Genomic DNA, 20336 nt, shown 5'->3' on the forward strand with positions numbered 1-20336 from the left:
GCCGATGTACGGCCACGACCTGGCGGACGTCTATGAGCTGGTCTATCGCGCCCGCGGCAAGGATTGGGCCGCCGAGGCCGCCGAGACCACCCGCCTGATCAGGAACCGGCTGCCCGCCGCCGACTCCCTGCTGGACGTGGCGTGCGGCACCGGTGCCCATCTGGAGGCCTTCGCTGGCCTCTTCGCTCACACTGAGGGCCTCGAACTCTCCCCGGCCATGCTGGAGCGCGCAGCCGCCAGGCTCCCCGGAGTGCCGCTGCACCAGGGCGACATGCGCGGCTTCGACCTCGGTCGCACCTACGACGCCGTGGTGTGCCTGTTCACCGCGATCGGGTACGTGAGGACGCTGACCGACATGCGGGCGACGGTCGCCGCCATGGCTCGCCACCTGCGGCCCGGCGGGGTGCTCGTCGTCGAACCCTGGTGGTTCCCCGAACGGTTCCTCGACGGTTACGTGGCCGGTGACCTGGCGAGCGACGAGCACCGGACGGTCGCCCGGATCTCGCACTCCACCCGCGAGGGCCGGACGACGCGGATGGAGGTGCGGTTCGTGATCGGCGAGGCCGGTGGCATCCGGGAGTTCACCGAGGTCGACCTCCTCACCCTGTTCACCCTGGACGAGTACCTGTCGGCCTTCGCCGACGCCGGGTGCCCGGCCGAGTACATCCGGCCGGAGTGGACGGCACGGGGGCTGTTCGTCGCGCGCCGCCCCTGAGGTGCCCGGGGCACTCACACGGAGGAGGAGTGCTCGCCGGCGATGGCCATCACGTAGCGGCCGTAGTCCGAGTTCCCGAGCCGGGCACCCAGCCGGTGGCACTCATCAGGACCGATGAACCCCCTCCGGAGCGCCACTTCCTCGACGCAGGCGATCCGCACCCCCTGCCGCTCCTCCAGGGTCTGTACGTACTGGGCCGCCTGGAGGAGCGACTCGGGGGTCCCGGTGTCCAGCCAGGCGAAGCCCCGGCCGAGCTCCCGCAGCCGGGCCCGCCCGTGTTCCATGTACATACGGTTCAGATCGGTGATTTCCAGCTCGCCGCGGGCTGAGGGGCGCAGGGCCGCGGCCCGCCCCACCACGTCGTTGTCGTAGAAGTAGAGACCTGTGATCGCACGGTTCGAACGGGGCCTCTCCGGCTTCTCCTCGATGGATATCAGAATTCCGTCCCCGTCGGTCTCGCCGACCCCGTACCGCTCGGGATCGTGCACCTCGTAACCGAACAGAAGGCACCCGTCCAGCTCCTCCTGCTCTTTCTTGAGCACTTCGGAGAAAGAATTGCCGTGGAATATGTTGTCGCCCAGCACCAGGGCCACGGAATCGTCCCCGATGTGGTCGGCGCCGATGACGAAGGCCTCCGCGATCCCGTTCGGCTTGGGCTGCTCCGCGTAGTCGATGCACAGCCCCAGATGGCTGCCGTCACCGAGGAGGCGCCGGAACTGCGGCAGGTCGTGAGGGGTGGTGATGACGAGGATGTCTCTGATGTCCGCCAGCATCAGCACGGAGAGCGGATAGTAGATCATCGGTTTGTTGCCGACCGGCAAGAGCTGTTTGGAAACGGCCAGCGTGATCGGATGCAAACGACTTCCCGTGCCTCCTGCCAGAATGATTCCTTTCATGGACGCGATGCTATCAATGCGATATCGGCAGGTACAAGGATGAGAATCCCGGGTCGAGGCGCAATCGAGCTGGATACGAGTCGGATCCGCTGAACTCGGTGCCCATCCGAGCGGAAATGGAGAATACCTGTGACCCTTCGTGTATGGGGATATCTGGACGAGTACGCGGCAGAACGCGCGGACATTCTCGACGCGGTGGACACCGTCTTCGGCTCCGGTCGGCTGGTCCTCGCCGGCAGCGTCCGGTCCTTCGAGGAGGAGTTCGCCGCCTGGAACGGAGCCCGGCACTGCGTCGGCGTGGACAACGGCACCAACGCCGTCAAACTAGGCCTGGAGGCCCTCGGGGTGGGGCCCGGAGACGAGGTGATCACCGTCTCCAACACCGCCGCACCGACCGTCGTCGCGATCGTCGGCACCGGCGCCACCCCGGTCTTCGTCGACGTGCGCGAGGACTACCTCATGGACGTCTCCCAGGTCGAGGCCGCCATTACCCCGCGCACCCGCTGCCTCCTCCCGGTCCACCTCTACGGCCAGTGCGTCGACATGGCCCCCCTGGAGGAACTGGCCGCACGGCACGGCCTGGCCGTCCTTGAGGACTGTGCCCAGGCCCACGGTGCCCGTCACCACGACCGTGCGGCCGGGACCATGGGCACCGCTGCCGCCTTCTCCTTCTACCCGACGAAGGTCCTCGGCGCGTACGGCGACGGCGGCGCGGTCCTCACCTCCGACCAGGAGGTGGACCGCCGGCTGCGCCGGCTGCGCTACTACGGCATGGAGGAGCGCTACTACGTCACCGAGCTGCCGGCCCACAACAGCCGCCTCGACGAGGTCCAGGCCGAGATCCTGCGCCGCAAACTCCGGCGACTCGACGCCTATGTGATGGCCCGTCGGGAGATCGCCCGGCGGTACGCCGAAGGGCTCGGCGACACCGAACTCGTCCTCCCGGAGACCGCCCCGGGCAACGAGCACGTCCACTACGTGTACGTGGTGCGCCACCCGCGTCGGGACGAGATCATCGAGGCGCTGCGGGAGCGGGACATCGAGCTGAACATCAGCTACCCCTGGCCGATCCACACCATGACCGGCTTCGCACACCTCGGCTACCGGGAGGGCTCCCTGCCCGTGACCGAGCGGCTGGCCCGCGAGATCTTCTCGCTGCCCATGTACCCCTCACTGGCCCCGGAAGCGCAGGACAGGGGCGTCGAGGCCCTCCGAGAGGTCCTCAAGTCCCTGTCCTGAACGGCTTCTTCGCCACGCATGGCGGCGGCTCAGGTCCGCCGGGCTTCGGCCGCCGTCACCGACAGACGGGCGGTGAAGAGCCCGTTCTCGCTCCGGCTCAGTTCCCGCAGGGCGGCGGCGTGCGGCGCGAACCCGGGCTGCCGCACCGCCCGCTGGAACGACGCCCGGTCGGTCCACACGGCGAGGTTCACGTATGCGGCCGGCTCGTCCACCTCCCGCAGCAGGCTGTGCCGGACGAATCCGGGCTGCCGCGCCATGAAGGCGGAGGTCCGGGCGAACACCTCCTCGAACTCCTCCGGAGTCCCGTGGACGGTGAACCTGTTGACGAAGGTCACCTCAGGACCGCGCCCGACCGGCCCGGCCTCACCGACAACGTTGGACTCCTGCTGCTCGCCGCTGGGCATGGGCTGGTCCACCCCTTTGTTCGTCGTCTCCGTCCGACACCTGCGGACCTGTGCCGGGGAGCCTGGCAGCGGCCTGTGGAGGACGCCTCGACACCCGCTGACCACCGGCGTGAACCCCGCTCACCTGACCCCCACCTCCTCGGTCACGGGCGGCGCGGCGAGCGTCTCCTCAAGGCGCTCCTTGGCGTAGGCCCGGGTCAGCCGGTCGAAGACGTAGCGTCCAATGCCGTCGGCGCAACGATCGGTGGCCAGCAGGTGGTTGTCGGCGAGGACCTCCAGGACGGACTCCAGCTCCCGCACCGGCCGGCTCAGCAGCTCGGCCGCCTGTGACGCGGTGAAGGGCGTCTCGCCCAGCATGCTGAGCAGCCGGAAGACCCCCTGCTCCTGGTGGCTGAGGCCCGCGTAGCTCGCGGCGAACCGGGAGCGCACATCCAGCTCGCCGAGCCGGGCAAGGTCGAGGATCCGGGGCGCGGCCTCCAGCCGGTCCGCGAGCGCCGACAGTGAGAGCCCCGGCCCGGCCGCGAGTCTGCCGCCCACGCACCGCAGGGCCAGCGGGTGGCGGCCGAGCAGTTCGACGGTCCGGTGTGCGGCCTCCGGTTCCCGGTCCACCCGCTGCCGGCCGGCCAGGACCGCGAGGATCTCCAGTGCCTCCTTCGCGGAGGGCGGCCCCAGCTCGACCCGCTCGGCCTCTACCAGGGCGGTCATCCGCCGGCGGCCGGTCACGAGCAGCGCGCAGCGCGGGTCCGCGGGCAGCAGGTGCCGGATCTGGGCCGAGGACGCCACGTCGTCCAGGAGCACCAGCACGTGGCGCCCCGCCGTGCGGGACCGGAACAGCGCCCCGCACTCCTCCAGGCCTTCCGGAATGCGCGAGGTCGGGACCTCCAGGGCCCGCAGGAAGCCGCGGAGCACCTCGGAGGGGTTGCGCGGTTCGGCGGCGGAGCCGCGCATGTCCGCGTAGAGCTGCCCGTCGGGGAAGTGCGGGCGGAGCGTGTGCGCCAGGTGGACGGCCAACGCGCTCTTGCCGACGCCCGGGGGACCGGTCACGACTCCTATGTGAGCCGCCGTGCCGTCGGCCGCCGGTCCCTCGGGCTCACACAGCGCCGCTTCCAGTTCCTTGAGGACGTCGGTGCGGCCGACGAACCCTGCAAGCCCGGCCGGCAGTTGGGCTGGTGTTCCTATCGACTCCCGCACGGCGACCGGCGAGGGCAGTCGGGCGGGGACCGGAGCGGCACCGGCACTGGGCGCGGGAAGGTGTGGTCCTGGCGGTGGCGTGGCCACGGAGCCGGACGAGGGCGGGACTATGGGCCTTGGCGCGGGGACGGGCGCGAGCGGACGCTCCGGTGGCAGCAGGGGAGCGAAGGGTACGGGGGATTCACCCACCGGGGCATCCGCGTGCGCGGGGGCCGGGGTTGCCGGGGCAGCGGCAGGGTCCGGCGGCACGGCGGACGTGGTCCTCGGCCGTCGCGGGGGCTCCTGGGGCTCGGAGGGTGAGTCGGACAGCAGGGTGTGCTGAAGGCGGGCGAGTTCCTTGCCGGGTTCGAGGCCGAGTTCGTCGATCATCTTCTGCCGCAGAGTCTGGTAGACCTCCAGCGCCTCGTGCCGCCGGCCGGACCTGTGCAGGGCCACCATCAGCAGTCCGTGGAGGTGTTCGTGCAACGGATGGGCCAGCACCAACGCCTTGAGCTCGCTGATGAGTTCGCGATGCCTGCCGTTCTCCAGATCGGCCTCGATCCGTAGTTCGAGGATGCGGAAGCGCAGCTCCTCCAGGCGGGTCACGTACGAGAGGAGCCGGCCCCCTGTCTCGACGTCGGCGAGCGCGGGTCCGCGCCACAGGGCCAGGGCCCGCTCGAAGCATGCCAAAGCTGCTGCGGAGTCGCCTCGTTGGAGAAGTTCCTGGCCTTCCTCCGCCTGCCTCTCGAACATGCTTACGTCCAGACTCGACGGCGGAATGGTGAGGCTGTATCCGCCCGGTTGTGTCTCGAGCAGGTTCCCGAGCCCCTGTTTCAGAAGGAGCTTGCGGAACTTGTAAATGTACGTCTGAAGGGTGGTCACCGCGCTCGGGGGCGGGAGCTCGGGCCATAGCTCGTCGATCAGCTCGGACGCCTGTACCACGGTGTTGTGCCGCAGCATGAGCAGGGATATGACCTGGCGCGGCTTGGGCGCGGTCGGCATGATGTTTCGGCCCCCCCGGAGGATTTCGACGGGACCTAAAAGCCGGAACTCCAAGATGTTTACCCCCGTGTCAGCAGAGCCGCGCACGGCATGTGGTCGCCAAGCGTGCGGGCGTCCTCTCCGTCGGCCGATCAGCACGTTATGGCCTTGAGATCGACTGGTCAATGTTGGGGCGAGGGGTGAAGGAGGTCGGGGAATCGATGAAGGACAGACGGAATGTCCACTTTGCCGAGTCTTGACTCGCATCCGGGAAAGTTCCCGTAGTGCTGCGTTCGTCGAAGAATGGCGAATATTCGATCCCGTGGCGGCCGCTCGCCGAGCCGGTATTCGGCAGCTGCGAACTGGTGGGTTGCTGCCTCCGGCTTATGCCGGGAGCCTATGTATGAGGCACCATTTCCCGTCAAGCTTGGCGGGTTCATCGCCTTCCGGGGTGCCCCGCCGGCGCGGTCGGGCGTCCCTCAGCCGTAGGGTCGATTCAGGTAGATCGGCCGATTCGCACCCCACCCGGCGTCCCGGCTCCAGCGTTCCTCCAGCAGGACTCTAACGGAGGAGCCGTTCCGCGGCGCTCCTATCCGGGTCGACCGACACCCTTCCGCCGCCGTGTTAAGTCTCTCCGCGCTCCTCCGATCGCCATTGAGTCGAATGCGAGCCATTCCGTGCACGCTCACTCCGTGGACATTCCCGATGTGGGCAACACAGGTCTCTGTGCCGCAATGGCCAGGGCTATGGGCACCGGTAGAGGGGGACGCATATGAATGCAGTGACGAATCGCTGTGCGGTCATCACGGGAATCGGAATCGTGGCTCCCGGTGCCATCGGCGTGAAGCCGTTCTGGGAACTTCTGGTGGCGGGTCGCACCGCCACCCGTGCCATAACGGCTTTCGATCCCGAACCCTATCGTTCCCGAATAGCCGCGGAATGCGACTTCGACGCCTCGGCGGAGGGACTCACGCCCCGGCAGATTCGCCGAATGGACCGGGCCACGCAATTCGCAGTGGTCGCCGCACGGGAGGGAATCGAGGACAGCGGGATCGACCGCGAGGCCCTGGACGGGTCCCGGATCGGGGTGGTCATCGGCAGTGCGGTCGGCTGCACCACGAGTCTGGAGAACGAGTACGCCGTCGTCAGCGACGGCGGCAGGCGATGGCTCGTCGACCACACCTCCGCCGTCCCGCATCTCTTCGACTACTTCGTGCCCAGCTCCATCGCCGCCGAGGTGGCCCACGACCGCATCGCGGCGGAAGGGCCGGTCTCCCTGGTGTCGACGGGATGCACCTCGGGCCTCGACGCGGTGGGCCGGGCCGCCGACCTGATCGCGGAGGGCACGGCCGACGTGATGGTGGCAGGGGCCACCGAGGCGCCCATCTCGCCCATCACGGTGGCCTGTTTCGACGCGATCAAGGCCACGAGTCCCGACAACGACCGGCCGGCCGAGGCATCCCGTCCCTTCGACCGCACACGCCGGGGCTTCGTCCTCGGCGAGGGATCCGCCGTCTTCGTCCTGGAGGAGCGGGAGCACGCCCGCCGCCGGGGGGCCGAGGTGTACGCCGAGATCACCGGGTTCGCATCCCGCTGCAACGCCTTCCACATGACCGGTCTGCGGCCCGACGGACGGGAGATGGCGGAGGCGATCAGGGTCGCGCTCGCCACCGCCCGCACAGAGCCGTCCACGATCGACTACGTCAACGCCCACGGCTCGGGCACCAAGCAGAACGACCGCCACGAGACCGCGGCCTTCAAGGCGAGCCTCGGGGAGCACGCGTACCGGACACCCGTCAGCAGCATCAAGTCGATGATCGGCCACTCGCTGGGCGCCATCGGCTCCCTGGAGATCGCCGCCTGCGCCCTCGCCATCCGGCATGACGTGGTCCCGCCCACCGCCAATCTGCGCGAACCCGATCCCGAGTGCGACCTGGACTACGTACCCCTGGAGGCCCGTTCCCTGCCGGTCGACAACGTCCTCACGGTCGGCAGCGGATTCGGCGGCTTCCAGAGCGCGATGGTGCTGTCCGGGCCCGACGCACGGGGCCGGGCGGCGGCGTGAATGCGGACACGGTCATCACCGGGATGGGGTTGCTTGCCCCCACCGGACTGGGCCACGACGAGCACTGGAAGAACGTCCTGAGCGGCGCCTCGGCGATCGGCCCTGTCACCCGGTTCGACGCCGAGCGCTATCCCAGCCGACTTGCCGGCGAGGTCACGGACTTCGTCCCGGAGGAGCACCTGCCCAGTCGGCTCCTGCCCCAGACCGACCACATGACCCGGATGGCCCTCGTGGCCTCCGACTGGGCCTTCGCTGACGCCGAGTTCGACCCCGCCCTGCTCCCGGAGTACGGGGTGGGCGTCGTCACCGCCGCCTCGGCGGGCGGCTTCGAGTTCGGCCACCGGGAACTGCAGAACCTCTGGGGCCGGGGCCCCGAGTACGTCAGCGCCTACCAGTCCTTCGCCTGGTTCTACGCCGTCAACACCGGCCAGGTCTCCATCCGGCACGGACTGCGCGGCCCCGCCGGAGCCCTGGTCACCGAACAGGCAGGCGGCCTCGACGCCCTTGGGGAGGCCCGCCGGCAGCTCCGCCGGGGACAGCCGATGGTGCTCACCGGAGCCGTCGACGGATCCCCCTGCCCGTGGGGCTGGGTGGCCCAGCTCAGCACCGCCAGGATGAGTCGGGAGTCCGATCCCGCCCTCGCCTACCGGCCCTTCGACGCCGAGGCCGCCGGCTACGTGCCCGGGGAGGGTGGGGCCCTGCTCGTCCTGGAGAGCGAGGAGGCCGCGCGGGCGCGCGGCGCACGCCGTCGCTACGGACGGATGGCGGGCTACGCGGCCACCTTCGACCCGCCGCCCGGCTCGGGACGCCCCGCGAACCTCGCACGGGCCGTCCGGGCCGCCCTCGACGACGCGGAGCTCAGGCCCGAGGAGATCGACGTGGTCTTCGCGGACGCGTCGGGCACCCCGGAGGAGGACGCCGTCGAGGCCGACGCGCTGCGCTCCCTCTTCGGCCCTCACGGGGTCCCGGTCACCGCGCCCAAGACCATGACCGGCCGGCTGAGCGCCGGAGGCCCCGCCGTCGACGTGGCCACGGCCCTCCTTGCGCTGCGTGAGGGCGTCATCCCCCCGACCGTGCACGTCTCACGACCGCTGCCGGACCACACCCTCGACCTCGTGACGACCCCGCGCCGGGCCCGGCTCGCCACGGCGCTGATCCTCGCCCGGGGGCACGGGGGGTTCAACTCGGCCCTGGTCGTGACGGGCCCGCGCTGACCCCATCCGCCCCGCATGCCCGCACCTGACAGGAGACATGGAGATCATGGACCAGCTGACGACCGACAGGCTGATGGAGATCATGCGTGAGTGTGCCGGGGACGGCGACGCGATGGAGACCGACCGCCGCCCCGAGGACGTCGAGTTCGCCGCACTCGGCTACGACTCGCTGGCCATGCTGGAGACATTGAGCAGGCTGGAGCGGGAGTTCGGCGTGGCCATCGACGAGGAGGAGTTCGCCGGCGCCGTGACCCCGGCCGAGCTCACCACCCTGGTCAACCGCATCCTGACCGAGGCCGCCTGACGGTGGGTGTCCCGGCCGGCCGGGACACCGGCCGCTGCGCAGGCGCCCCCGCTGGCCGCCGCACCACGGTCACCCCGTGCCGTTCGGCGCCCGCTCCGTCGACCTCGTTGCGCGGCGACGGGAAGCGGCCGATGATCACAGCCGGCCGGTTCCACCCCCACACCCGCGGGGTGGGCGGCCGCCTCCAGGTCGACGAGCACGAGCCTCCCGGCCGGCACCTTGTACTCACCGGGATGCGCGCCCCGCGCATCCGCTCCTCTTCCTCGGACCACCGGCCCACTCCGCCGCTCCCACTCCCGGCCCCCTACTCCACCCGCTCCGCCAGCCCCGCCAGCAACCTGGGCAGGGCCGTTCCGATCGGCTCCCGGACGACCTCGTCGGCGAGCGGGTCGTACGGCGTCGGCTCGGCGTTGATGATGATCAGCCGCGCTCCGTGCTCCGCCGCGACCCCGGCGAGCGAGGCCGCCGGCTGGACCTGGAGCGTGGTCCCGACGGCGATGAACACCTCGGCGGCCTTGGCCACGCCCAGGGCCGTCCCCAGCACCTGCGGATCCAGTCGCTCGCCGAACATCACCGTCGCCGACTTCAGGATCCCGCCGCACACCAGGCAGTCCGGATCGGGCTCACCGGCCGCCACCCGCGCCAGCGCGTCCGCCATCGACGACCGCGCATGGCACCGGGTGCACTTCACCGCCCGCACCGTCCCGTGCAGCTCCAGCACCTTGCGCTCGGGCATCCCGGCGAGCTGGTGCAGCCCGTCCACGTTCTGCGTGATCACCCGCACCGGCGTCCCGGACCGCTCCAGCAGTGCGACCGCCTCGTGCGCCACGTTCGGCTTCGCCCGGAACGCCGGGCTCTCCCGCCGCATCTGCCACGACCGCCGCCGGATCTCCGGGTCGCTCATGTACGCGTCATACGTCACGAGCTTCTCGGCCTCCGGATCCCGCCGCCACAGCCCGTTCGGCCCCCGGTAATCAGGGATTCCGGAATCCGTGGAAATCCCCGCCCCACTCAGAATCCCCACCAACACCCGCCGCGTCCGGCCTCCGCCCCCTGCACCACTACTGCTCATGGGGCCGAGGGTACGCAGCGGGGATGGCCGTCGGCGAGCGAATTGGGGGTGGGCGGGGCTGTTCCGGAGGCCGACATGCGGAGAGAGTGGGCGGGTACGGATCGGGGGCGTCGGCGCGGGTGGGCTCTGGCCGGGAGTGGGGCGGAGCGGGTCCGCGGGACGTGGGAGAGAAGAGGAGTTGCGGCGACGTGTTCAGCACCCGGCCCACCCTTCAGGGCACCTTCGGGATGGTCTCCAGTACGCACTGGCTGGCCTCGCAGTCGGCGATGGCGGTGCTGGAGGACGGGGGCAACGCCTTCGACGCGACGGTCGCGGCCGGGTTCGTGCTGCATGTGGTCGAGCCGCATCTGAACGGGCCCGCGGGCGAGGTGCCGATCCTGCTGGCGCCCGCCGGCGGACCGGTGCGCGTGCTGTGCGGGCAGGGACCGGCACCGGCCGGGGCGAGCGTGGCGCACTACACCTCGCTGGGGCTGGCGCTCGTGCCGGGTACCGGGCCGCTCGCCGCCGCCGTCCCCGGGGCCTTCGATGCCTGGATGCTGCTGCTGCGCGACCACGGCACCAAGTCGCTCGCCGAGGTCCTGCGGTACGCCATCGGCTACGCCGAGCACGGGCACCCCGCCGTCGAGCAGGTCGGCCGGACCGTCGAAACCGTCCGGGAACTCTTCGAGACGGAGTGGACGTCGTCCGCCGAGATCTACCTGCCCGGCGGGACGGCGCCCGCCCCGGGCGGTCTGCTCAGGAACCGCCCGCTGGCCGCCACCTGGCGGCGGCTCCTCGCGGAGGCCGAGGCCGCCTCGGCCGGGCGCGAGGCGCAGATCGAGGCGGCCCGCCGTATCTGGCGCGAGGGTTTCATCGGCGCGGCGCTCGCCGACTTCGCGGCCCGCCCGGCCATGGACACCACCGGCGAACGGCACGCCGGCACCCTCACCGGCGACGACCTGGCCGCCTTCTCCGCCACCTACGAGGCGCCGGTCACCCATGACTGGAACGGCTGGACCGTGGCCAAGGCGGGCGGCTGGTCGCAGGGGCCCGCCTTCCTGCAGCAACTCGCCCTGCTGCCCGCCGAGTTGCCCACCTACGGCAGTCCCGAGTACGTCCATCTGCTCATCGAGGGCTGCAAGTTGGCGATGGCGGACCGGGAAGCCTGGTACGGCGATGCGGACGAGGTGCCGCTCGCCACCCTGCTCGGCGACGGGTACAACGCCGCCCGCCGGGCGCTCATCGGCGAGCACGCCTCGTACGAGCTGCGGCCCGGCAGCCCGGACGGCCGTACCCCGCGGCTCAGCGAGCACGCCACGGCGGTGGCGGCCGGCGAGGACCGGTACGGCGGCCCGGCGGCTCCCGGGACCGTGAGCGGCCTTTCCGTGAGCGGGGCGGGCGAGCCGACCGTAGGAGGCCGGGTGCCCACGGACGTCGCGCCGGAGGTGGACCGCACGGGCGCCACCCGGGGCGACACCTGCCATCTCGACGTCGCCGACCGCTGGGGCAACCTCGTCTCCGCCACCCCTTCCGGCGGCTGGCTGCAGTCCAACCCCGTCGTCCCCGCCCTCGGCTTCCCGCTCGGCACCCGGTTGCAGATGGCCTGGCTGGAGGAGGGCCTGCCGAACTCGCTCACCCCGGGGCGCCGCCCCCGCACCACCCTCACCCCGTCCCTGGCGCTGCGCGACGGCGTGCCGGTGATGGCCTTCGGCACACCGGGCGGCGACCAGCAGGACCAGTGGCAGCTGCATTTCTTCCTGGCGGCGGCGCTGCGCCCGGAGGTCCGCGGCGGCCTCGACCTGCAGGGCGCCATCGACGCCCCGAACTGGCACAACGACTCCTTCCCGGGATCCTTCTTCCCGCGCGGGATGCGGCCGGGCAGCGTGACCGTGGAATCCCGGATCGGCACGGCGACGGTCGAGGCGCTGCGCCGGCGTGGCCATCTGGTCACGGTCGGCGACGCATGGTCCGAGGGGCGGCTGTGCGCGGTGGCGCGGGACCCGGAGACCGGGGTGCTGTCCGCGGCGGCGAACCCGCGCGGGATGCAGGGGTACGCGGTCGGGCGTTGAGCTCGGCACCTGGCCGTACACCCCGCGGCACCCGGAGTTCATCTTGCGGCCGGCTGCCGTGTCAGTGGCTCGTGGTTCGATGGACACATGATCGAAGCACTTCGTACCCAAGAACCGGGAGACACCACGAACAGCACCGATGCCGCTGCCATCACGAACGTCACCGATGTCCCCGATACCGAGGTGACCGGTACCGAGGTGACCGATATCGAGGTCACCGGGGTCGCCGATGCGGCAGGCGCCCCCATGGCCCTCTCACCGGACCTGTCCGGGCTGGACCTGGCGGCCGTCGACGCCGCCATCCGCCGTGCCGCGGCCGACGAGATCATGCCCCGCTTCCGGCAGCTCGCCGTCGAGGACATCCTTGAGAAGACCGGCCCGCACGACCTCGTCACCACCGCCGACCGGCGCGCCGAGGAGCACCTGGCCGTCGCGCTGACCGCCCTGCTGCCCGGCTCCCTGGTGGTCGGCGAGGAAGCGGTGCACGCCGACCCCGGCGTGCTCGACGCGCTGCACGGCGACGCCCCCGTCTGGATCGTCGACCCGGTCGACGGCACCCGCCAGTTCGTCCACGGCGACCCCGGCTTCGCCACCCTCGTCGCGCTCGCCCACCGCGGAGAGGTGCTCGCCTCCTGGACGTACGCCCCCGCGCTCGGCCTGATGGCCGTCGCCCGCCGCGGCGCCGGCGCCGAGCTGAACGGCGTCCCGCTGCGCACCGGCAGCCCCGCCCCGGACGCGATCCTGGACGTCGCGACGTCCCACTACGACTTCACCGACAACGACCAGAAGCGAGTGCTGGCCGCCCTCGACACCGGCGGGATCGCCCCCCGGCCCTGCGGTTCGGCCGGCCTGGAGTATCTGCACATCGCCCGCGGTGACCTCGACGCCACGGCCTTCAGCTGGGAAAACCCCTGGGACCACGCCGCCGGACTGCTGCTGGTCCACGAGGCGGGCGGCGCCAGCGGTACGGTCACCGGCCGGCCGTTCCGCATAACCGGCGGCAATGCGCTGCCCTTCACCGCGGCCCGGGACGCCGAAACCGCGCGGCGTATCCTCGGACTGCTGGCAGCCGCCAACTGATCCTCACCGACGAGGGTCGGACGTGAGGGGAGTGGCGCAGGTGCCGAGGATGCTCGATGCCGTCGTGATCGGGGCAGGACCCAACGGCCTGACGGCGGCCGTCGAACTGGCCCGGCGGGGAATGTCCGTCGAGGTCTTCGAGGCCCGCGACACCATCGGCGGCGGCGCCCGTACGGAGGAGCTGACGCTCCCCGGATTCCGCCACGACCCCTGCTCGGCGGTGCACCCGACCGGCGCCGGTTCGCCGGCCTTCACGAAGATGCCGCTGGATCGCTACGGCCTGGAGTGGGTGCACCCGGAGCTGCCGATGGCGCACCCCTTCCCGGACGGTACGGCCGCGGTGCTCGCGCACTCCGTCGGCGAGACCGCGATGTCGTTCGGCCCGCGCGACGCCGGCGCGTACCGCCGGCTGGTGGCGCCGTTCATCGGCAGGTGGGACGCCATGGCCCAGGACTTCCTGCGGACGCAGTGGCTCGGGGTCCCCTCCGACCCGCTGACCTACGCCCGCTTCGGCCTGGTCGCCGCGCAGCCGGTCACCCTCCTCAACCGCCGCTTCCAGGGCGAGAAGGCCCGCGCCTTGATGGCCGGCCTCGCGGCGCACGCCGTCTCGCCGCTCGGCGGGCTGGGGACGTCCGGCATCGCCCTGATGTTCGCGCTCGCCGCGCACGCCAACGGCTGGCCGGTGGCGCGCGGCGGCTCGCAGGCCATCTCCGACGCGCTGGCCGGTCTGCTGCGGGCGCACGGCGGGGCGGTGCACACCGACTTCGAGGTCAAGCGGCTGGACGACCTGCCGCCGGCCCGCGCGTACGTCTTCGACACCTCGCCGACCGCGCTGGCCCGGATCGCCGGCCTGGGCAACGCCTACCGCGACGTCACGTACGGCCCCAGCGTCTTCAAGATCGATTACGCCATGGCGGAGCCGGTGCCCTGGACGGCCCCGGCCGCCCGCCGGGCCGGCACCGTCCACATCGGCCCCACCAGCACCGAGATCGGCGCCGCGCTCAGCGCCGCCGTGCACGGCCAGGACCCGTCCGTCCCGTTCCTGATCACCGCGCAGCCCAGTCTGATCGACGACACCCGCGCCCCCGAGGGCAAGCACGTCTTCTGGGCGTACGGCCACGTCCCCAACGGCTGGGAGGGCGACGCCACGGAGCTCGTCGAGCGGCAGATCGAACGGTTCGCCCCCGGTTTCCGCGACCTCGTGCTGGCCCGCGCGGTCGCCGGCCCGCCGGAGATCGCCGCCCGCAACGCCAATTACGTCGGCGGCGACACGGCCACCGGCTCCGCGGCCGGCCTGCGCCTGCTCATCCGCCCCAAGCTCGCCCGCGTCCCCTACGAGACCGCCCACCCCGCGGTCTTCCTCTGCTCCCAGGCCACCCCACCCGGCCCCGGCGTCCACGGTATGTCGGGCCACTACGCCGCCAAGGCGGTCTGGCGTCGCCTGCGCGCGAACCGTCGCTGACCCGAGCGGCTCCGCGTCCTAGGCTCGTCCCATGAGTGCCGACCGCGCCGCAGCCCATGCTCCCCGCCTCACCCTCGTCCAGGGCGACCTCACCGAACAGGCCGTCGACGCCGTGGTGAACGCCGCCAACTCCTCGCTGCTGGGCGGCGGGGGAGTGGACGGCGCCATCCACCGGCGCGGCGGCCCGGACATCCTGGCCGAGTGCCGCGCCCTGCGCGCCTCCCACTACGGCCGCGGCCTGCCCACCGGCCAGGCCGTCGCCACCACCGCCGGCCGACTGCCCGCCCGCTGGGTCATCCACACCGTCGGCCCGGTCCACTCCACGTCCGAGGACCGCAGCGACCAGCTGGCCTCCTGCCACCGCGAAGCGCTCCGGGTGGCCGACGAACTGGGCGCCCGCACGGTCGCGTTCCCGGCCATCTCCACCGGCGTCTACGGATGGCCGCTGGAGGACGCCGCACGGATCGCGGTGGAGGCGGTGCGGGCAGCGGAAACGGCCGTCGAAGAGGTCCGGTTCGTGCTCTTCGACGAACGGGCGTATGCGGCGTTCGCGGCGCAGGTGCGCTGACCGGGTAGGGGAGGGCCGGAACGGCGGCCTCACGGGTGCCTCGTGAGGCCGCCAGAGCGCCTCGCATATCCCTCATTGTGCGTATTTTCCGTGTTGCACGTTTGTGACCTTCTAGGGTGGCGTCGTCCCGCGTCACGGTCGTAGCGTGGCGGGGAAAGAGCACGACCGCCCCGCGGGAACGCCGGCCCCCGACCGAGTGCCGGCCCCGCGTCGCAGCCGGTGCGTACGCATACGAAGCGGTTGAGGAGCGGGTATGCGAGCTCAGCGCGCGAAAACAGCATTTCTGGTCTGTGCCGGGGCAGCACTCGCGGTGGCCGGTGTATCGGCGCCGGTCTCCGCCTCGTCGGCACCACGGACACTGCCCGGTGCGGCGGTCGTCGACTGCGCCGAGCATCCACAGGTCCGCCCGGGCACCTTCATGCTCGCGTGCGGCGACGGCAACAACGTCCTTACGTCGCTTCGCTGGTCGCGCTGGCAGCCGCAGTCGGCGGTGGCCGAGGGGCGGGACATGGTCAACGACTGCCGGCCCTACTGCGCGGCGGGCCACTTCCACAGCTACCGCGTCCGGGTGCGCCTCGACGCACCGCAGCACCGCCCGGGCCACCCCGGCCAGTGGCACTACACCCGGATCACCCTGACCTACCCCGCCGACCGTCCCGCGGACACACCCCGCGTCGTCACCACCCGTCTCTGGAACTGACGGCACGTCATTTCCCGCTGTACGGCGGGCTTTTCTGCCGCTGCCTGACGGGCTCTCCTGCCATCTCCTGCGCATCCCGCCCTCTTCTCCCGGCCACAACTGGACGGTAAGAAGCGCCACTTGACGGGTGGGTGGGGGCGTCAATACCGCCCCGGCCGGGACTCCTGTACGCGGCGCGTCAGGGTGAAACTCTCGTGCACCGTGCGTAGTCGATGCCCGTGCGGCCAAGACATGCCGCCATGTCACAGCATTCTCTTGCCGCCCGGCTGCTCCGGCGGGCGGCCATGGCCGCGGTCGTCACGGCCGCCGCACTCGCGCCCGCTCTGGCCACGACGACGGGCGCCGTCGCGGCACCGCTGTCCCCGCACTGCTTCGCCGCTCCGTGCGGTGGCTCGGTCATCGTTGCCCCGGTGTCCCAGGCCCCGCCGGGCACCGGCCCCTGCACCAGTCCGGAGAAGGTGGTCTGCGACATTCGTCGTTCGACGCCCGAGGAGCGGCTGGAGTCACGCGAGGTCCGCATGCAGTACCACGCGCTGATCGGCGAAATGGACCGCACCCGCTGTGAGATGCGCGCCGAGGGCCGGAGCGAGGAGGAGATCGCCAGGCGGCTGGTGCGGATGCGCAATGACGCCAAGGACATCACCCGGGCCGGCATGAGCCCCGAGGAGGTCGCACGGCTCGAAGCGCGCAACATCGAGAAGTACGGCAACCCGCTCGGCCCGACCGCCGATCAGCTGTACGCCAAGTACGGCTCCTGGGAAGAGGTCGGCGACGCCGCCACCCGCACCAGCAAGGCGGTCGATCAAGAGCTGGGACTCGCATACCGCCCTTGCCCGTGTGAGGTGACGACCGCGGCGTGATCCGTCGCACTGGCAGTGGCGCGCCACGGTGACCAAGTCAGCCAACTGCCCTCGCCGTGAACGTAGTTGGGTAGGCCACCCCCGCAGGCGCCACGAAGGCGAGGCCGTACCGCAGGGGTCCGATAGCGTGACGCCATGCGCCCCTTGAGCGACAGCTATCCGCCCATCGAGCCGTACGGCACCGGGATGCTCGACGTCGGCGACGGCAACCTCGTGTACTGGGAGGTGTGCGGCAACCCACGGGGGAAACCCGCACTGGTCGTCCACGGTGGGCCGGGCTCGGGGTGTACGGCGCGGGCGCGCCGGTACTTCGACCCGGACCGCTATCGGGTGGTGCTCTTCGACCAGCGCGGGTGCGGCCGTTCCACCCCGCATGCCGGCGACCCGGCGACGGACCTGCGGCACAACACCACCCCGCATCTGCTCGCCGACATGGAACGGCTCCGCCGGCACCTGGGCATCGACCGCTGGCTGCTGTTGGGCGGGTCATGGGGTTCCACGCTGATCCTGGCGTACGCGCAACGGCATCCGGAGCGGGTCTCGGAGATCGTCATCCCGGGCGTCACCACGACCCGGCGCTCGGAGATCGACTGGCTCTACCGGGGGGTCGGCCGCTTCTTCCCCGAGGCGTGGGAACGCTTCCGGGACGGGGCGGCGCGGGGTGCGCAGCGCGAGGACGGGACGGATGGCGCGCATGCTGCTGGGGCTGGGGTTGGGGCTGGGGTTGGGGCTGGGGTGGTGGGCGGGGACCTGGTCACGGCGTATGCGCGGCTGATGGACGCTCCCGATCCGGCCGTACGGGAGCGGGCTGCCGCGGACTGGTGTGCCTGGGAGGACGCGGTGCTCTCCATGGAGCCGCACGGCTCGGCCCACCCCTACGGGGACCGGCCGTCGACGGCGCGACTGGCGCTGGTCCGGATCTGCGCGCACTACTTCTCGCACGGTGCGTGGCTGGAGGAGGGCGTCCTGCTGCGCGAGGCAGGGCGGCTCGCGGGCATCCCCGGGGTGCTCATCCACGGGCGCCAGGACCTGAGCAGTCCGCTCGACACCGCCTGGGAGCTGTCCCGGGCCTGGACCGACGCCCGGCTGACCGTGATCGACGACGCCGGGCACAAGGGGAGCGGGCGGACCCGCGCCGAGGTGATCGGGGCGCTGGACCGTTTCGCGAGGTGACGTGCGATCGTTTCGCGCGGTGAGTCGGAGGCAGGGATTCGCGAGTGGTGATCCGTGAGTGATCCGCGCCGGACCTGGTAGCCCGACGTTGATGTCGGATTTCCGCCAGCCCCGGCCCGGTCGCTGCGGAATCCTGGAGGCATGCACACCGACACCGAGCGCTGTGTGCGCGCCGTGCAGTCCAAGGACGCCCGCTTCGACGGGTGGTTCTACACGGCCGTGCTCACCACCCGCATCTACTGCCGGCCCAGCTGTCCCGTGGTGCCGCCCAAGCCCCGCAACATGCGCTTCTACCCGAGCGCGGCCGCGGCGCAGCAGGCCGGTTTCCGGGCCTGCAAGCGGTGCCGGCCGGACGCCAGCCCGGGGTCGCCGCAGTGGGACGAGCGGGCCGACCTCGTCGCCCGCGCCATGCGGCTGATCGCCGACGGCATCGTCGACCGTGAGGGCGTTCCCGGCCTCGCGTCCCGGCTCGGGTACAGCACCCGGCAGATCGAACGCCAGCTGCTCGCCGAACTCGGGGCCGGCCCCCTCGCCCTGGCCCGGGCCCAGCGGGCGCAGACCGCCCGGCTGCTGGTGGAGACGACGCAGCTGCCGATGGCCGAGGTCGCCTTCGCCGCCGGATTCGCCAGCATCCGCAGCTTCAACGAGACGGTCCGGGAGGTCTTCGCGCTCGCGCCGACCGAACTGCGGCAGCGCGCCCGGCCGGACCGCCGGGCGGTCGTCCCGGGCACGCTCGCGCTGCGGCTGCCGTTCCGCCGGCCGCTCAACCCCGACAACCTCTTCGGTCACCTCGCCGCCACCGCCGTACCGGGAGTCGAGGAGTGGCGCGACGGCGCCTACCGCCGCACCCTGCGCCTCCCCTACGGGCACGGCATCGTCGCCCTCGCGCCCCGCCCCGACCACATCGACTGCCGGCTCGCCCTCACCGATCTGCGCGACCTGGCCGGCGCCATCGCCCGCTGCCGCCGGCTGCTCGACCTCGACGCGGACCCGGAGGCCGTCGACGGGCTGCTGCGCGAGGACCCGGGGCTGACACCGCTGGTCGACAAGGCGCCCGGCCGCCGGGTTCCGCGGACCGTCGACGCCGATGAGTTCGCCGTTCGCGCGGTCCTCGGCCAGCAGGTCTCGACCGCGGCCGCCCGTACGCACGCCGGACGGCTGGTCCGCGCGCACGGCACCCCGGTCGAGGACCCGGGCGGCGGGCTGACCCACCTCTTCCCGTCCGCCAGCGCCCTCGCCGGACTGGACCCGGAGGCGCTGGCCATGCCGCGGACCCGACGGGCCACCCTCCTCGGCGTCATCGGCGCGCTCGCCTCCGGGGAGCTGCAACTCGGGGTCGGCAGCGACCGCGAAGAGGCCCGCACCCGGCTCGCCGCGCTGCCCGGCGTCGGCCCCTGGACCGTCGAATGCATCGCCATGCGCGCGCTCGGCGATCCGGACGCCTTCACCCCCACCGACCTCGGCCTGCGCCGCGCGGCCGCCGGTCTGGGCCTGCCGCACACCCCGGCCGCCCTCATCCGGCACTCCGCGATCTGGCGGCCCTGGCGGGCCTACGCCGTCCAGTACCTCTGGGCCACCGACGACCACCCCATCAACCACCTCCCCACGAACTGAGCCCGCTGCCATGACTGCCATGACCGTGCACGCCCCCGCGCCCGACGCGCCCCTCACCCACACCGTCCTCGACGACACCCCGGTGGGCCCGCTCACCCTCGTCGCCGCCGGCGACGCCCTCACCGGCCTCTACATGACCGACCAGCGCCACCGCCCGCCCCAGGAGACCTTCGGCGCGCCGGCGGCCCCCGACGACCCGCCGTTCGCCGCGGCCGCCACCCAGCTCCGCGCGTACTTCCGCGGTGAGCTGACCACCTTCGCCCTGCCGCTGGCGCTGCGCGGCACGCCCTTCCAGCAGCGCGTCTGGGCGGCGCTGTGCACGATCCCCTACGGGGAAACCCGGACGTACGGGCAACTCGCCGCGCTGCTCGGCACGCCCGGCGCGGCCCGCGCGGTCGGCCTGGCCAACGGCCGCAACCCGGTCGGCATCATCGTCCCCTGCCACCGCGTGGTCGGCGCCGACGGCAGCCTGACCGGCTACGGCGGCGGCCTGGACCGCAAACGACGACTGCTGAGCTTCGAACGGGCGGCGGAGGGCCTCTTCCCAGCGGAGGAGAGCCTCTTCCCGGAGGAGGGGCTCTTCCCGGAGGAAGGGCTCTTCCCGGCGCAGGAGTGTGGCTGACAGGGGCGGCGGGGGGCCTGGGGGAGGGGAGGGGGAGGGGAGAGGCGGGGCCCTAGTACTGCAACCGCATGTGGGGGTTGTGGCCTCGGCGTTGGTAGTGGCAGTGGCGGGCTCGGGCTTGGCTGCGTCTGCGGAAGTGTGACCAGTGC

The 20336-nt window shown here is 72.0% G+C and carries 18 protein-coding genes and 1 pseudogene; 14 read left to right on the forward strand and 5 right to left on the reverse strand.

Annotated elements, in window-relative coordinates; all coding sequences use genetic code 11:
- Positions 1–4: 4 nt before the first annotated feature.
- Complete coding sequence (locus IG62_RS0126195) at positions 5–715, forward strand: class I SAM-dependent methyltransferase (RefSeq protein ID WP_030808100.1); 711 nt, start codon at positions 5–7, stop codon at positions 713–715.
- Positions 716–729: 14 nt separating this feature from the next.
- Here the strand turns inward: IG62_RS0126195 and rfbA are convergent, their stop codons facing one another.
- Positions 730–1611, reverse strand: a complete 882-nt coding sequence (rfbA, locus tag IG62_RS0126200) for a glucose-1-phosphate thymidylyltransferase RfbA (protein ID WP_030808103.1) — start codon at positions 1609–1611, stop codon at positions 730–732.
- A gap of 129 nt (positions 1612–1740) precedes the next feature.
- On the opposite strand from rfbA, the gene IG62_RS0126205 reads away from it, so the two are divergent.
- On the forward strand, positions 1741–2850 hold the full coding sequence (locus IG62_RS0126205) for a DegT/DnrJ/EryC1/StrS family aminotransferase (RefSeq protein ID WP_030808106.1): 1110 nt from the start codon (positions 1741–1743) through the stop codon (positions 2848–2850).
- 29 nt (positions 2851–2879) lie between these two features.
- Here IG62_RS0126205 and IG62_RS0126210 read toward each other — a convergent pair whose 3' ends face one another.
- Both IG62_RS0126210 and IG62_RS49660 read right to left on the reverse strand, forming a co-directional pair.
- A complete protein-coding gene (locus tag IG62_RS0126210) occupies positions 2880–3254 on the reverse strand; it encodes an antibiotic biosynthesis monooxygenase family protein (RefSeq protein ID WP_051798614.1) in 375 nt (124 codons plus the stop codon).
- Positions 3255–3374: 120 nt separating this feature from the next.
- Positions 3375–5426 carry an AfsR/SARP family transcriptional regulator gene (locus tag IG62_RS49660; protein WP_051798610.1) on the reverse strand — a complete coding sequence of 684 codons (2052 nt, stop codon included), beginning with the start codon at positions 5424–5426 and terminating at the stop codon, positions 3375–3377.
- A 751-nt stretch (positions 5427–6177) separates the two neighbouring features.
- Here IG62_RS49660 and IG62_RS0126220 point away from each other — a divergent pair.
- From IG62_RS0126220 to IG62_RS0126230, 3 genes are read left to right on the forward strand one after another with little or no spacing between them, the layout of a single operon-like run.
- The gene (locus IG62_RS0126220) at positions 6178–7470 is read left to right on the forward strand and encodes a beta-ketoacyl-[acyl-carrier-protein] synthase family protein (RefSeq protein WP_030808116.1); all 1293 of its coding nucleotides are present in this window, start codon (positions 6178–6180) and stop codon (positions 7468–7470) included.
- The gene (locus IG62_RS0126225; RefSeq protein WP_030808119.1) at positions 7467–8684 is read left to right on the forward strand and encodes a ketosynthase chain-length factor; all 1218 of its coding nucleotides are present in this window, start codon (positions 7467–7469) and stop codon (positions 8682–8684) included. Before IG62_RS0126220 ends, IG62_RS0126225 begins: the two co-directional genes overlap by 4 nt.
- Positions 8685–8721: 37 nt before the next feature.
- Positions 8722–8988, forward strand: coding sequence for an acyl carrier protein (locus tag IG62_RS0126230; RefSeq protein WP_051798612.1), 267 nt, complete (start codon positions 8722–8724; stop codon positions 8986–8988).
- Between the two features lies 1 nt (position 8989).
- Here the strand turns inward: IG62_RS0126230 and IG62_RS49075 are convergent.
- Both IG62_RS49075 and IG62_RS0126235 read right to left on the reverse strand, forming a co-directional pair.
- Positions 8990–9172: pseudogene (locus tag IG62_RS49075) on the reverse strand (lipoyl protein ligase domain-containing protein); the annotation flags it as partial.
- A 120-nt stretch (positions 9173–9292) separates the two neighbouring features.
- A complete protein-coding gene (locus IG62_RS0126235) occupies positions 9293–10060 on the reverse strand; it encodes an SIR2 family NAD-dependent protein deacylase (protein ID WP_030808125.1) in 768 nt (255 codons plus the stop codon).
- Between the two features lie 188 nt (positions 10061–10248).
- On the opposite strand from IG62_RS0126235, the gene IG62_RS0126240 reads away from it, so the two are divergent.
- The 9 genes from IG62_RS0126240 to IG62_RS42315 all read left to right on the forward strand — a co-directional run bounded on the left by IG62_RS0126240 (position 10249) and on the right by IG62_RS42315 (position 20187).
- Positions 10249–12108, forward strand: a complete 1860-nt coding sequence (locus IG62_RS0126240) for a gamma-glutamyltransferase family protein (RefSeq protein WP_030808128.1) — start codon at positions 10249–10251, stop codon at positions 12106–12108.
- Between the two features lie 87 nt (positions 12109–12195).
- Positions 12196–13188 carry an inositol monophosphatase family protein gene (locus IG62_RS0126245; protein ID WP_420711108.1) on the forward strand — a complete coding sequence of 331 codons (993 nt, stop codon included), beginning with the start codon at positions 12196–12198 and terminating at the stop codon, positions 13186–13188.
- Between the two features lie 40 nt (positions 13189–13228).
- Complete coding sequence (locus IG62_RS0126250) at positions 13229–14650, forward strand: phytoene desaturase family protein (protein ID WP_037839361.1); 1422 nt, start codon at positions 13229–13231, stop codon at positions 14648–14650.
- A gap of 31 nt (positions 14651–14681) precedes the next feature.
- Positions 14682–15218 (forward strand): O-acetyl-ADP-ribose deacetylase, encoded by a 537-nt coding sequence (locus IG62_RS0126255; protein ID WP_030808137.1) that lies wholly within the window; start codon positions 14682–14684, stop codon positions 15216–15218.
- A gap of 253 nt (positions 15219–15471) precedes the next feature.
- Complete coding sequence (locus IG62_RS0126260) at positions 15472–15918, forward strand: hypothetical protein (protein ID WP_030808140.1); 447 nt, start codon at positions 15472–15474, stop codon at positions 15916–15918.
- 239 nt (positions 15919–16157) lie between these two features.
- Entirely contained in the window at positions 16158–16778 is a 621-nt protein-coding gene (locus tag IG62_RS0126265) for a hypothetical protein (protein WP_030808144.1), read from the forward strand.
- A 135-nt stretch (positions 16779–16913) separates the two neighbouring features.
- On the forward strand, positions 16914–17951 hold the full coding sequence (locus tag IG62_RS0126270) for an alpha/beta fold hydrolase (RefSeq protein ID WP_030808147.1): 1038 nt from the start codon (positions 16914–16916) through the stop codon (positions 17949–17951).
- Between the two features lie 141 nt (positions 17952–18092).
- Positions 18093–19565, forward strand: coding sequence for a DNA-3-methyladenine glycosylase 2 (locus tag IG62_RS0126275; protein ID WP_030808150.1), 1473 nt, complete (start codon positions 18093–18095; stop codon positions 19563–19565).
- Between the two features lie 19 nt (positions 19566–19584).
- The gene (locus tag IG62_RS42315) at positions 19585–20187 is read left to right on the forward strand and encodes a methylated-DNA--[protein]-cysteine S-methyltransferase (protein WP_078872245.1); all 603 of its coding nucleotides are present in this window, start codon (positions 19585–19587) and stop codon (positions 20185–20187) included.
- Positions 20188–20336: the final 149 nt, after the last annotated feature.

This window comes from Streptomyces sp. NRRL S-337 (assembly GCF_000720175.1).
In the GTDB taxonomy this organism is placed as follows: Bacteria; Actinomycetota; Actinomycetes; order Streptomycetales; family Streptomycetaceae; genus Streptomyces; species Streptomyces siderophoricus.

Coding starts and splice junctions, on each gene's coding strand:
- IG62_RS0126195 (WP_030808100.1), top strand. CDS start 5: ATGTACGGCCACGACCTGGCGGACGTCTATGAGCTGGTCTATCGCGCC.
- rfbA (WP_030808103.1), bottom strand. CDS start 1,611: ATGAAAGGAATCATTCTGGCAGGAGGCACGGGAAGTCGTTTGCATCCG.
- IG62_RS0126210 (WP_051798614.1), bottom strand. CDS start 3,254: ATGCCCAGCGGCGAGCAGCAGGAGTCCAACGTTGTCGGTGAGGCCGGG.
- IG62_RS49660 (WP_051798610.1), bottom strand. CDS start 5,426: ATGCCGACCGCGCCCAAGCCGCGCCAGGTCATATCCCTGCTCATGCTG.
- IG62_RS0126220 (WP_030808116.1), top strand. CDS start 6,178: ATGAATGCAGTGACGAATCGCTGTGCGGTCATCACGGGAATCGGAATC.
- IG62_RS0126230 (WP_051798612.1), top strand. CDS start 8,722: ATGGAGATCATGGACCAGCTGACGACCGACAGGCTGATGGAGATCATG.
- IG62_RS0126235 (WP_030808125.1), bottom strand. CDS start 10,060: ATGAGCAGTAGTGGTGCAGGGGGCGGAGGCCGGACGCGGCGGGTGTTG.
- IG62_RS0126245 (WP_420711108.1), top strand. CDS start 12,196: ATGATCGAAGCACTTCGTACCCAAGAACCGGGAGACACCACGAACAGC.
- IG62_RS0126255 (WP_030808137.1), top strand. CDS start 14,682: ATGAGTGCCGACCGCGCCGCAGCCCATGCTCCCCGCCTCACCCTCGTC.
- IG62_RS0126260 (WP_030808140.1), top strand. CDS start 15,472: ATGCGAGCTCAGCGCGCGAAAACAGCATTTCTGGTCTGTGCCGGGGCA.
- IG62_RS0126265 (WP_030808144.1), top strand. CDS start 16,158: ATGTCACAGCATTCTCTTGCCGCCCGGCTGCTCCGGCGGGCGGCCATG.
- IG62_RS0126270 (WP_030808147.1), top strand. CDS start 16,914: ATGCGCCCCTTGAGCGACAGCTATCCGCCCATCGAGCCGTACGGCACC.
- IG62_RS0126275 (WP_030808150.1), top strand. CDS start 18,093: ATGCACACCGACACCGAGCGCTGTGTGCGCGCCGTGCAGTCCAAGGAC.
- IG62_RS42315 (WP_078872245.1), top strand. CDS start 19,585: ATGACCGTGCACGCCCCCGCGCCCGACGCGCCCCTCACCCACACCGTC.